The following is a 12,004-nucleotide window of genomic DNA, read 5'->3' on the forward strand; positions in this document are numbered from 1 at the left end:
TGTATAAAAAAGCATATAGACCGACCCTTCTAATAAGTAGGCATTTTTGCGTTAAGCGTTATATTCGCATCATATCAATTTCGCCAGCAAGAACAATTGGACCTTGGTACGCTAATCCAGCGGTCGGGAATAAGGAATTTGTTCCTCGTTTCCCAAGCGCTTGGCTCGTAAGATCACTAAGAAAGCGATCACAGCTTCCGTACTGTATAGAAAGCAAAAGCAAAATAGAAAGGAGAAGTTTACGACAAAGGCAGGGCGGGCTGTTGTGCAAAGTGAACTGCCTCAACCACTACGGGTTATCAGAGTCGGGTTACGGCCAAATAAAGTCGGGTCCAGCGCAGAGCGGGGACGTCTGGTACACGCTATAGCAAATCTGGCCTGGAATCTAAATTGCTGCTTCAAGCCGTAGAATATTTTCGATTATGGGGCCTTGCCGATCGCTGCCATCTTCTAGATTGAGACATTGCGGACGAATTGCAACTGCAGGACAGCAGACAAAAATCTCTCAGGTACTCGAGATAGCCAGAAAGGCAAAAACGGAAATTAGTGCTCTATTCTTGTCGAGTTGGGAGGGCTCACGGAGCCTTTCACGATTAATGCCAGTTTGAGCCGGTCAGCAACATCCAGCTTGCGAAAAACCTCGGTCAGATGCGCTTTTACTGTGCGCTCGGTAATATCCAGCCGTCGCGCGATTTGCTTGTTGCTTTCACCGTTTCCAACAAGGGTCGCAATTTCATATTCGCGCCGGGTAAGATTTGCAAGCAACTCGCTAACCACTTGCTTGATTTTATTCTTTTCCTGCGTAATCATAACCAGTTCGTTCAGCAAGTGCCAGCTAAGCGCTCGTCGAATCCACAATTCACCCTGCTGAACAGCCTCGACCACATTCTTGATCTGCTCGGGTTCGATATCGCCTCTGCAACACCCTCTCACACCCGTCCTGAACAATCCCCATTCGATTTCGTCAGAAATGGCGCGGCTCAAAACAATGACTTTGGTTTCGGGGTTCAATTTCATCAGGCCCGAGATTCCGTTCGGCCCATCCAGCTTCGGCAAATCGTGATCAAGCAGGAGAATACTTGGTTTTATCCGTACCAATTCACCTCTGACCGAGTCCAAGTTGGTTGAGCAAAAAATAGGAGCAAGACCGCGCACCCCCTGCTCCCAGCGGAATAGATCATCCTGAGACGAACTCGCTAGCAAGATCAAGAATGTCTCCTGTCAATATTCATGGCATTAATGCAATACCTTATCCATAATTTTAGCCAACATTCTGCGTGTCACCCAGACCTCGCCCCGATCAACCATATGCGCGGCCTTCGAAAAATAAAACGGATCCGATTCATGGCTCAGGCAGCCACGTGCGCCGTTAGCCAATGCCTCGATTATCCGGTCGTCCCCGGCAGATTTATCGGTTAGCAAAACCACCAACGTCTCGGGGCATTCACAGCGTAAAGCTTCCAGCAACGCGAAATCCTCGTCTGCAGACTGGTCCAGATTGACAAAAAGTATACGGGGGTTGAGGCGGGCGACACGGGCGATCATGTCTTCAATTGCTGTCATGTTCGTACGAGATTTATGTCGGCGGTCGACGGATGCGTCGCTTCCGTTTGACATAACGTTTGTCAGCACTTTGATGCCTTCCCCACTCCGCAAAGATTGCTCCAGTTTTGTGCGCCTCCCCGGATCCGCATCGGCTATTGCTACGGTAACCGTTTGCATAGTTTTCATCCCAACGTCCCTATTTGGCTATGAAGGCAATCAAGCCCGCTTCGTTACAATGCCGTTATGCCAGTTAACTTCCAGCTATTCCACACCCGGACTATAAAAAATTATCCAGGTCTTCAAAGTTTTCGACGATGATTCCCAGTTCGGGATGAAATACGCGAGTCGACGCCATATCCTGATTAATTCATGAAGGAGTTATTCAAACCAGGCGACTTCTCATCATTTTTAATTATTTTGCGCCGCAGCAGTTCACGGATGTAGTTACCGGGAATGGCATAGGTGATGCCGCTTGGATTGCTGAGCGCCGCTTCCTTCTTACCTTTCACAAACACCATATTGACAACACCATATACGAGCCCGGTTTCGGGATCATAGAGAGGGCTTCCGCTGCTGCCAGGATACGCGGTACCGTCGAGCTGAAATACAGCATACGCGGACTTCTGCAGTTGGCCGATCACTTTTGCATTAAGTTGCCTTGAATTGCGCGCGGGCATTACGATCGGTGTAATCGCGGAAACCATGGCCCGATGCGTGACTGGATAAAATCCCAAAATCATGCCGATTGGGAATCCTGTAAAAATCAGGGTCTGTCCTTCCCGAACCTTGCCTGCATCCCCAATCTCCATGGCAGGTAAAGCCATCCCACTGATTTTAAGGAGGGCCAGATCATGCTCCTTGTCGATAGCGACGATCGTTGCAGATCTGAGCTCCGGCTCTTTACCCTTGCCGGTAATGACGGTGTAAGATTCTTTGTTGGTAATGTCCAGCATCTCGGGAACGACATGTGCGCTGGTGATTACGTGAAGGCCGTCATCCAGCACAAAACCGGTGCCGAGAATATTAACGGGCGGCGATCGTGTCCTTTGAACTGTTCCCACCCCAACAATCGACGGCTTGATCTGTTCGATAGTTTTGACGAGTTCGCTGCTCCACACCGGGGAAACAAGCATTAGCCCTAACACGGGAAGACCTTTGACACAGCCGGGGAAGAGGGTCCGGAAGATACGCCGGGCACTCATGATACTTTGAAGCTCATTTCCTCTTCCAGCACAATTTTCCCTGGTTCTACTTTCTTGAATGCCGGACCAACATTACCTGCAGCCTTCCATCTTGTAGATAAAATATCCGTCCTTGTTAATTGCGTCGGCAACATTTGCGGGAGCGCTTTGGCTGTGGCAGAAACTACATTCCTTGCTCGTCACCGCCGCGTCGCCTTCACCGATTGAAGTCAACCACTGTTTCGCATATTCGATCGCTTTCTTATCGTCTTTTGTCGGCATAAATACATCAAAATGCATCGTGTGGCCGTCTTTCGCTTTGACATAAGTGTCATATACGTGAATTTCCATAACTGCTCCTCTTGATGGTTACGGGATAGCGTGAATTAAAGCAGCTCGCAATAATTGAACAATTTCAACGTATAGACTATCACGGCGGCGAAAAAAGTGGAATGCGAACGCATCCAGTCGGAACGGACCCTTGGAAACGTTGCCGGTCCGCCGGGGGACGAGCCAGAATTGAAGCTGTTCGAACCGTTGGAATCATACAATCAAATTCACTATGTTTGTCATAAAACGGTGACAAAACTGCAATAAAAACGACATTTCTTTGCCCTATTCTCGCATTAGTTTTTTGATAAACAGCCGAGAAGAGAGCGAATTAATGAAATTATCCAAAATCACATTAGCCATTACTGCCGTTCTGGGCGCAGGCGTACCAGCCGGAGCCTTTGCAATTGATCTTTATGTCGATACGAAAACCGAACAGATTTATGCAAAACCCGGACCTGGACGGGTGCACATGGGTTCTTTCACAAAAGAAGAAACCGCAAAGAAAGAGAAAGCAGCGAGCAAGACGGCGGATGTGCCGGCAGACAAAACGGATGTGACGGAATCCATCCCAATCCGTAGAGATCGAGCGGCGGAGATAAGAGAGAAGATGGCAGGCGCACGTCTTGTCAGCGATGTCGCATCTCTCAACGAACGGGTCAAGGAAGCGGAGAAAGTTCACATCGGCTTTCATGATGGAGCTCCACATTTTTCAACCAAGGACGGCAATTTTACGTTTGCGGTGAACGGACGCATGCAGGTCGGTTCACAGTACAATTTTATCAACGATGTGTTACCCCCTACAGGTACTAACCTGCCGAACGAATTGAATAGTGGCGTGACGCTGCGTCGCGCCCGTCTTGGTGTTGAAGGTACTTTTCTCAAGATATGGGATTACAAATTCGAGTATGACTTCAGCCGAGGCAACGGTACAGTGGAATCCGGAATAACCGACGCCTTCGTCCGCCTGAATGTCACCAACCCTTTTTCGGTTAAAGTCGGTTCGTTCAAGGAGCCTTTCAGCTTGGAAGAAGCTGCCAGCAACCGCTTCCTCACATTCATCGAACGTCACATGTCGGTCAATTCATTCGTTGACAATCCCAATACCTACAAGACCGGTATAGGCGCCAACTATGCGGTTCCGCGTTTTCAGTTCGGCGTCGCTTTTCAAACTGAACCGGTCGGATCCTGGTCTTCCGCTTCTACCACGGTGAATACCGCGGGTAACAACAGCCGCAACAATGGGGCCGGAGACACCAGCTGGGAAGGCATCGGCCGCGTCACAGGCAGACCATGGATGGTGGATGACACTAAATTCTGGCATGTCGGGATTTCCGCTGGGCATACTGTCGTCAACACCCAATACAATGCCGCCGGCATGATCGGCGGCACCCCGTCCGCACAGGGCGGCGGTGGCGGCGGAATGGCATTCTTTGCTTTTCCAGGAACGAACGTGGATCGTAGCAACATGTTAAACACCGGCAACTTGAGCACCGGGGACAGGGGGGCGCCGGGGTCGCGCCGGATAGACAGCTATGATCGCTATGGTGCGGAGACCTGGCTGGTGCACGGCCCGCTCGCGATTCAAGGGGAGTATCTGCGAACAAATATAAATGGCCTGGGTTATGACGATGAACACCTGACAGGTTACTATGGTTTCGCGAGTTACTTTTTAACCGGCGAGTCCAAAACGTATCATGTCAGGAATGGTGCGGCAAATCGAATAAAACCCAGGCAGAATTTTCAGCTGAACGGGTCAGGCTGGGGAGCGTGGGAAGTCGCCGCCGGATATGATTATATCAACTTGAACAGCGGAGTAATCAGGGGAGGAAAAGCGGATATGGTCAGGTTTGGTTTAAACTGGTACCCGTATTCGCATGTCAAAATCCAGAACAATATTACTTACGTGCTGGATGTCAATACCGCAGGGTCGACAATTCCTCGTACCGCTGGCTTCAATAATGCCGATTTAGCCTCTTTCCTGACACAAGTTCAAGTCGATTTTTGAGCATATCGAGGGGATACAGGTCAAGCTTTGCCAGGGATTTCCGGATAATTCCGGAAATCCCTGGCAAGCCAGACAGGTTGTTTACCTGAGCGAAAACTCCGCCCGGCGGGCCGATTTCCCGCTGGCGGCTTCCACTTCGACTCTCGGCTCAAGTACAAACACGCGGTCGCTCGAGATGCCGCCCTGCTCGACCAGCCAGTCCCGTGCCGCTGTAGCGCGAAGGCCGGCAAGTTGCCGCATTTCGCTGTCGCCGGCATTGATGTTAGCCAGCATCAGCTGCTCCATTTCCGGCGCTGGCAAGCTTTTCGTAAGACCTACCACGTTTTTTGGCTTCGCAAATTTTTCTTCTTTATAGGCAACAGTCAGATATTTGGGATATTCCTCAGGCGTCAGTTCGACATCGTCAAGCGAGCTGCCCCCTTCTCCTTTTTTTACGCTTTCCGACAGCTTCTGGGCCTTGATCTTGCGCTCAAGCATCTTGCGTTTCAGAGCCTCCGGATCATGCGCCTGGTCGGCCCAACCCATAATCTCAAGCTTGAGTGCCGGGCGGTCGGTCAATGCCTTGGATAACGCTTGAAGACGTTTTTCGGCTTCCGGCGTAATCCGTGCATGGCCGGCTAAAAAGCTTATCTCGGACAACTCTTCGTCGCCAAAGAGCGAGCCTAGCAGCGCGAAAGGCGCGGTCGCCGCCTTTGTCAGCAGATTAACGATGACTTTGACAATCAGTCCGCCTATGCTGAATTGCGGATCGTTGAGAGAACCGCTGATGGGCAGATGAACATCAATTTCACCGTGCCGGTTCTTTAGTAATGCCAAGGCAAGGTTGACTGGGATCGACAATGCGTCCGGGCTTTCAATTTCTTCGCCTAATGTCAATTGGTCAAGGAAAACGTTATTTTCGGCCGTTAGTTCACCTTTTTCGACGTGGTAATGAACATTGACCGATAACTTGCCCTTCTCGATAGCGTAGCCGACGTATTTGCCAGAGTATGGGCTGAAGGCCGGCATATCGATGCCCTTCGCCGTCGCCGTGACGTCGAGGTAGAGCTCTCTGCCCAACGTATCGATCTTGCCCGCAATTTTCAACGGTGCGGTTTTATCCACCGCCCCGTGAATATCGATTTCTCCTGGCTTTCGCGGGTCCAGGGGCCCTACGCGTCCGGCAAGGCCCGTCAAGTTTGCCCGATAATTGGGGGTGATGAATTGGTCGTTGAAATTGATGTTCCCACCCTGCATCACCACCCGACCGATATGAACAGGCAGGGGTTTGCGTGCGGGGGCCGGGGAAGAACTTGTGCCAATAGCCGCTGGCAAGGTGGGGGAAACGATGGCCTGACTTGTTGCGGGGGATTTAGCCGAAGCTGTTTTTGCGGATGGCTTCCCATTATCGTCTTGCCGGACGATGTCCTGAAGGTTGAATCGCCCTTCGGGGGAAATTATTACATAGGCAAAAAAATCAGCAATCGCGACCGAGGCAACATTCGCGCGCAATGGCTCGCTAACAAAGTCGATGCCGTTAATGTCAAGACTTCGCCAGCGCAGGAGATCCCTCGCATTTACCTTGTCAAGAACATTGAAGTTGGTAAATCGGCCCTCACCGTTCAATGCCACTTTCAGTGGCGCTCCATCCGCCTTGACCTTGCCCCGGAAAGAAGCTGCACCACGCGTGAGGAGTGCGTTCAGCCTGTCACCGGCCCAACCCTGCAGCGAGACAAGATCAATATCCTTGGCATCCACGGCAAGATCAATCGCCAATGGCGCCCACGCAAGGGAGCCATTCGTTTCGAGACTGCCGCGTTGATTTACGGTGGCCTGTAGCGCCAGCTTGAGCGGAGTAATGCCGCTGAAGTCGATATCATTGACGCTTAAATCGAGTGGTTCGACCACCATTGGCGCCACTTTTGTCAGTGTACGGTCTTCAAAGCGCAATGCCGCAGCCACCAGTTTCAAACTGCCAAGCCGAGCGGCCCATGGTTTATCAGTTTCCCCGTCCGCGGGGCTCGTTGCCGTTACGGGTGCCGCCTTGCCTGGAGACGGAGCAAAAAGCTTAACAAGATCGAGGCTGCCGTCAGTTTCGCGGCGCATCGACGTCTTGAACCGGTCGAGTGTTACCGCGCCTAGCGTAGCATTCTGCTTCATGGGGTCGATCGCGATTTCATCCACACTTAACTTTTGCAGGCTTAGTGCCGGTTCCGGCTCGCTCCTGCGCAGCACTGCCGCATCGGTCAGAACCAGTCCCGCATGTGATGACTTCTGACCGTTGAGATTGATTTCAGTCAATATGACGTCGAGCCGGTCGAATTTCGCCGTATATGGCGTTTCCACCGCCTCATTCTTGATCTCCAGCTTCCGTAACGTGGCGCGGCCTGTCAGAATCATGCTTGGCAATTCGCCGGCAACCTGTGTAAACGTCAGCAACAAATCACTATCAAAATATCCCGAGAGCAGGTCAATACCGACCGGAATCGGAGAATACTCGTCGATTCGTGTCAGATCGACGTCATTGAGCTTGAGCTCAAGCGTTGCCTCGCGGTTACTGGTGAAAGGGCGTAGTTTGCCGTCGAGAGCGAGTGGGGCGCCATTTACCCTGGCGCTGAAATGCGGCTCAACCCAAGCCTCCTCAGTGCTTTCAAAGTTGGCAATGAAGGGTACGCCGATGCGGATTTCGGAAATTTCCTGATGGCTGTTCTTGAGCCGGTCGACAAATTCAAAACGGCCATCTTCAATGATGATGTTACTTACGGAAAATATCGATTTACCGCCCTCGTCCGGACGTTTCATGAAATCTTCTATCAAATCCGTGATATTGAAATGTTGCTCGCTTTCACGGACTAGGCGCACCGCCGGTCCGCGCACCGATAACGCACTGATTACCGGTGCCCGCCGGGCAATGGAGGCGATGCTAAGATTGGTATACAGTTCGTCGACAGAGAGCAACGCTTTGCCGGCTTCAGCACTTGCGGCTTTTTCACCGACGCGAAAACCCCGTACCGTCAGTTCGAGGGTGTATGGCTGAATGTCAATTGATTGTATCGAGACGGGACGCTGCACAGCTTCCGACAGTAATGTTTCGAGCTTGGTCTTGGCATAACCCGGCAACCAGAAATAACCGAGCAGGCCAAAGAGAGCAATGGCGGCAGCCAGAATGCCGAGGCCGAGACTTAGGCGTTTGCGGGAAGTGAAGCGACGAAGTTGCGAAGTGGGAGACATGGACAGGTAGTTTCTTGGAATGGTAATTCCATCAATTTTAACCGAAAAGCGGCATTTGAGCGGTTTGCGTGCGCAATCCGCTACATTAGCGAGACCAATAAAAGCGGACGCACTCAAGATCACGTGGGCGGGCTGGCACCGGCTTCAAACCAGAAATCAGCGGTGCGGGTTGCGATGATGCGGTGGAAATAACCGGAAAGTAATAGCAACCAGGAGCGCGAACAGCACGTAAACTGTCGTCAACACCCATTCTGCAACATCGTAGAATAGAATGCGATGCAGCCAGCGCTGGACGAAATTACCCCCGGGTTCCACTTGGCGCAACGCGTCTTCCCACACAGTCAGCGGACATGCCATGCCAACGAGGGATTCGCCAACGACGAACAGGATGGCGGCCAAGTGCGCCAGCCGGAACCGAAGATTTCGCACAAAATCCAATCCCATCCACCCACCGATCCAGATTACCGGCAGGCTGCCGACAACAAACAGCACAAACAGGAAATGAATAATAAGTATCAGGTCGGCGAGTAGCATAACTATCTATGGCCTCAATATCAATGCATCCTGGAGTACAGCCCTCACACTACCAGCCCGTCGGACTGCCGATAGCATAATCCCTGAAAGGTACCTCTAACAGGGTTTAGACCGAATTTTCCGTGCCTTTTTTGATTCCATCCTTACTTCCGGCTTTTCTGGTAATCCCCTCAAGTAACAAACGAAAAGAATAAACATATTCTAATAGGTTATTTCGGGTTGTTTGCGCGTATGGGTATAGTGTCCCGCAACGAAAAAGGCATGGATCAAAGAGACGGACCCAAACCCGGAGTTTGATTGCTTATTTTCCCGGTTTAGAGCCGTGGCCCATAAAGAAGATTTCTTGCCTCACTTGAACGTCACCTTTTGGTGAGTTCGCTACCCCGCCGGAATCAGGATGAAAATTCGCAACCTCGATCTGACCCGCAATCCTATCAACGTGGAACACCAGGAACTGGGGCTTCCCCCCATTGAGGAACCGGTTTCTCATCCGGGAACGCACCCGCTGCTCCGGGCCGCAATGTGGTTCATCGTTCTGGTATTGATTGTATTGATTCTATTTCTGACGGGACGTTTTTTTCTTTCCAATAACTGGCTTGGCGGTTGGCAAATTATTGGCGAGACACTCAGCGGCAAGATCTTCTGGAGTGCGGTGATAGTGGGGTTCTTTGCACAAGTAGTGGACGGCGCATTGGGCATGGCTTATGGCGTTACGGCAACCACATTCCTGCTGGCAACAGGCGCCAGTCCGGGGGCAGCAAGCGCTAGCGTCCATATCGCGGAAATTTTCACTACCGGCGTTTCGGGTATTTCGCACGCCAAATTCGGTAACGTGAATAAACAGCTATTTGTGCGTCTGCTGATACCGGGTATTCTGGGCGGGATATTGGGTGCAATGCTGGTGACGCAAATCGATGGTGCCATATTCAAGCCGTACATCTCCACTTATCTGCTGCTGCTGGGAATCTATATCCTCAGCAAGGCATTTCGCCCACTGCGTTTGCGCACACAAGCCCCAAGGCATGTTGGAAAACTCGCTCTGTTTGGCGGATTCGTCGATTCGGCGGGAGGCGGCGGCTGGGGACCGGTTGTGACTTCAACTTTGGTGGGTTCGGGGAACGACCCGCGCACTACCATCGGTTCGGTCAATTTCGCTGAGTTTTTTCTGACATTAACGAGCGCCGCGGTTTTTTCATTGCTGATGGAAACCGATACCTGGCCTATCATCGTCGGCCTGGTATTTGGTGGACTCTTTGCCGCTCCGTTCGCCGCGGTGCTATGCAAGAAACTCCACGCACGAACGTTGCTGATACTGGTAGGAGCGCTGATCATCATAATCAGCTTTTACAACCTTTACCGGGCGCTTGCCACGTAACCGAAAGACGTTCCTCAATGCAGAGGGGCAATTGGAATCACTTATAAGGCCGATGACGACATACGAAAACGACGTTTTCTTCACAACAGTCCTGTCCCCTACGTGCAGCAAAATAAGCGTTATTGCCAAGACCACCTGTAGCGGCGGATCTCACATTTTTTCGCGCCAGGATCTGCGTGGTGGCTCTTATCCAATTGATACGGGAACCTGTTTATTTTTTAAATTTGCCGAAACGACAGCGCGTCCCTCACAAATTCCTCACATCTACACAATGCTTTTTTGACAACAATGAGCGTAAAATGCTGTTCTACCATGCAAATTTTTTGATATCTATTTTCACAAGACAGGAAAAATCAAATGCTAAATAAAAAGGGTATTTTTACGGCATTGACGCTATTCGGCCTGGCGCTTTCAGGGCCCGCCGCCGCTCAGTTTGCGGACGACGTGCAGGATTTCGGAACGTGGGGTGCCATTACCTCGACGGGCAATTTTGGGTTTGTCAATCCAAACAACCCAACCCTCGCGAAAGTCAAGTGGTGGATGGAAGGACAGGGACGTTTCGCTGACGATTCATCGAAATTTTCCCAGGCCATTGTGCGTCCAGGTGTAGGTTATCAAGTTACCGACACTGTCAGTGTGTGGGCGGGATACGCTTGGACGCCGACCACAACTCCCTATGTCGGGAATACGTACGACGAGCACCGCTCCTGGCAACAGCTCATATGGAGCGACAAATTCTCATGGGGGAGGCTTACCAGCCGCAGCCGTCTGGAGCAACGTTTTGTCCCTGAACACATAGGGAATGATATGGCTAACCGTTATCGGCACTTGCTAAAGGCAGCGATCCCCCTCTCATTTGCGCCGGGCTTCAGCTACATCATCCAGAGTGAAGCGTTTGTGGGCCTTAACGATACGGATTGGGTTCCCCGGCGAGGGTTCGATCAAAACCGGTTCTTTACGGGACTCGGCTACGCCTTCAACAAGAATATCTCAGCAGAAGTCGGTTATATGAATCAATATATTATTCGGCGCGGCGCTAATTATATGGGACATAATCTGGTGGTTAACCTATTTATGAATTTTTAAGCATCGTTTCACTGGAGCACTTGAAGAGAGAGAAAGCTTATTCCTTCTCTCTCTTTGTGTTTATTGAACCGCCATCGCGCTGCCCTTTCCGTTTCCTCCAGGTCGCGCAGATTTTCCACAACTCGCTTCAGTCGGCGGTATCCGATTACGCCTGCCGCCCGAAAAACAAGCGTTTACGAGTTCGGGCGTAGCAGTTCTCGTTCAGAATAGAAATGCAAATAAAAATTCCGGTAATACAAGTCCTTCTGGGTGGGGTTTCGTTGGTACTGATATCGCCCAGCCTGCCTGCCAGAAGCTTATCCGATCCCGGCAATTACGACCAGTGCGTGCTCGAGTCCATGAAGGGGATCACCAGCAATCGCGCTGCCGACCAGGCCAGGCAATTTTGCCGCGAGAAATTCTCGGAGATGAAACTCCATCAGGCCGACCTGCCGCCCGATGCTTTCGGAAAACTCATCATTCATGCCGGTTTTGGTTACGGAGTCTTCAGCGGGAACATTTACAATGGCAACAACGATTACACGGTCACGCGCATAACCGTTCTTCTCACGCCTGGGGGTAAAACGAAACCTGCCAAGGCATCTTTGGACGGCAAGGAATACGATATTGATTTGACTGTACCGCCGCTCACTAAAAGCGCCCTGTCAATGCCGATCCTGTCGGATAATACTCAGGAATATTTGTGGAAGGTCACGAAAGCGAGCGGCTATAGAACCCGATAGCTTTGCAAGTCCC

10 protein-coding genes are annotated in these 12,004 nt (G+C 51.2%); 4 read left to right on the plus strand and 6 right to left on the minus strand.

Going from position 1 to position 12,004, the window contains the following annotated elements; translation table 11 throughout:
• Positions 1-543: 543 nt before the first annotated feature.
• The 4 genes from BLP45_RS11235 to BLP45_RS11250 all read right to left on the minus strand — a co-directional run bounded on the left by BLP45_RS11235 (position 544) and on the right by BLP45_RS11250 (position 3,077).
• Positions 544-1,209, minus strand: a complete 666-nt coding sequence (locus tag BLP45_RS11235; protein WP_090372575.1) for a LuxR C-terminal-related transcriptional regulator — start codon at positions 1,207-1,209, stop codon at positions 544-546.
• 27 nt (positions 1,210-1,236) lie between these two features.
• Positions 1,237-1,731 carry a DNA-binding response regulator gene (locus BLP45_RS11240; RefSeq protein WP_256327796.1) on the minus strand — a complete coding sequence of 165 codons (495 nt, stop codon included), beginning with the start codon at positions 1,729-1,731 and terminating at the stop codon, positions 1,237-1,239.
• A gap of 176 nt (positions 1,732-1,907) precedes the next feature.
• Positions 1,908-2,747, minus strand: coding sequence for a S1 family peptidase (locus BLP45_RS11245; RefSeq protein WP_090372577.1), 840 nt, complete (start codon positions 2,745-2,747; stop codon positions 1,908-1,910).
• A 72-nt stretch (positions 2,748-2,819) separates the two neighbouring features.
• Positions 2,820-3,077, minus strand: a complete 258-nt coding sequence (locus BLP45_RS11250; RefSeq protein WP_090372578.1) for a DUF2024 family protein — start codon at positions 3,075-3,077, stop codon at positions 2,820-2,822.
• 313 nt (positions 3,078-3,390) lie between these two features.
• Here BLP45_RS11250 and BLP45_RS11255 point away from each other — a divergent pair, with 313 nt between their 5' ends.
• A complete protein-coding gene (locus tag BLP45_RS11255; protein WP_090372579.1) occupies positions 3,391-5,064 on the plus strand; it encodes an OprO/OprP family phosphate-selective porin in 1,674 nt (557 codons plus the stop codon).
• An 81-nt stretch (positions 5,065-5,145) separates the two neighbouring features.
• Here the strand turns inward: BLP45_RS11255 and BLP45_RS11260 are convergent, their stop codons facing one another.
• Both BLP45_RS11260 and BLP45_RS11265 read right to left on the minus strand, forming a co-directional pair.
• Positions 5,146-8,274, minus strand: coding sequence for a DUF748 domain-containing protein (locus tag BLP45_RS11260; protein WP_090372580.1), 3,129 nt, complete (start codon positions 8,272-8,274; stop codon positions 5,146-5,148).
• Between the two features lie 156 nt (positions 8,275-8,430).
• Positions 8,431-8,808 (minus strand): DUF2784 domain-containing protein, encoded by a 378-nt coding sequence (locus BLP45_RS11265; protein ID WP_090372581.1) that lies wholly within the window; start codon positions 8,806-8,808, stop codon positions 8,431-8,433.
• A 397-nt stretch (positions 8,809-9,205) separates the two neighbouring features.
• Between BLP45_RS11265 and BLP45_RS11270 the strand changes: the two genes are divergently transcribed.
• The 3 genes from BLP45_RS11270 to BLP45_RS11280 all read left to right on the plus strand — a co-directional run bounded on the left by BLP45_RS11270 (position 9,206) and on the right by BLP45_RS11280 (position 11,991).
• Positions 9,206-10,183, plus strand: a complete 978-nt coding sequence (locus BLP45_RS11270) for a sulfite exporter TauE/SafE family protein (RefSeq protein WP_090372582.1) — start codon at positions 9,206-9,208, stop codon at positions 10,181-10,183.
• Positions 10,184-10,540: 357 nt separating this feature from the next.
• Positions 10,541-11,269, plus strand: coding sequence for a DUF2490 domain-containing protein (locus BLP45_RS11275; RefSeq protein WP_090372583.1), 729 nt, complete (start codon positions 10,541-10,543; stop codon positions 11,267-11,269).
• Positions 11,270-11,481: 212 nt separating this feature from the next.
• Complete coding sequence (locus BLP45_RS11280) at positions 11,482-11,991, plus strand: hypothetical protein (protein WP_090372584.1); 510 nt, start codon at positions 11,482-11,484, stop codon at positions 11,989-11,991.
• Positions 11,992-12,004 lie beyond the last annotated feature (13 nt).

The sequence above is a fragment of the Nitrosospira sp. Nl5 genome (assembly GCF_900102495.1).
In the GTDB taxonomy this organism is placed as follows: domain Bacteria; phylum Pseudomonadota; class Gammaproteobacteria; order Burkholderiales; family Nitrosomonadaceae; genus Nitrosospira.

What these genes read in the sequence shown, in the direction of transcription:
- BLP45_RS11255 (WP_090372579.1), top strand. Translation starts at nt 3,391, where the DNA reads ATGAAATTATCCAAAATCACATTAGCCATTACTGCCGTTCTGGGCGCA.
- BLP45_RS11250 (WP_090372578.1), bottom strand. Translation starts at nt 3,077, where the DNA reads ATGGAAATTCACGTATATGACACTTATGTCAAAGCGAAAGACGGCCAC.
- BLP45_RS11240 (WP_256327796.1), bottom strand. Translation starts at nt 1,731, where the DNA reads ATGAAAACTATGCAAACGGTTACCGTAGCAATAGCCGATGCGGATCCG.
- BLP45_RS11280 (WP_090372584.1), top strand. Translation starts at nt 11,482, where the DNA reads ATGCAAATAAAAATTCCGGTAATACAAGTCCTTCTGGGTGGGGTTTCG.
- BLP45_RS11275 (WP_090372583.1), top strand. Translation starts at nt 10,541, where the DNA reads ATGCTAAATAAAAAGGGTATTTTTACGGCATTGACGCTATTCGGCCTG.
- BLP45_RS11270 (WP_090372582.1), top strand. Translation starts at nt 9,206, where the DNA reads ATGAAAATTCGCAACCTCGATCTGACCCGCAATCCTATCAACGTGGAA.
- BLP45_RS11245 (WP_090372577.1), bottom strand. Translation starts at nt 2,747, where the DNA reads ATGAGTGCCCGGCGTATCTTCCGGACCCTCTTCCCCGGCTGTGTCAAA.
- BLP45_RS11260 (WP_090372580.1), bottom strand. Translation starts at nt 8,274, where the DNA reads ATGTCTCCCACTTCGCAACTTCGTCGCTTCACTTCCCGCAAACGCCTA.
- BLP45_RS11265 (WP_090372581.1), bottom strand. Translation starts at nt 8,808, where the DNA reads ATGCTACTCGCCGACCTGATACTTATTATTCATTTCCTGTTTGTGCTG.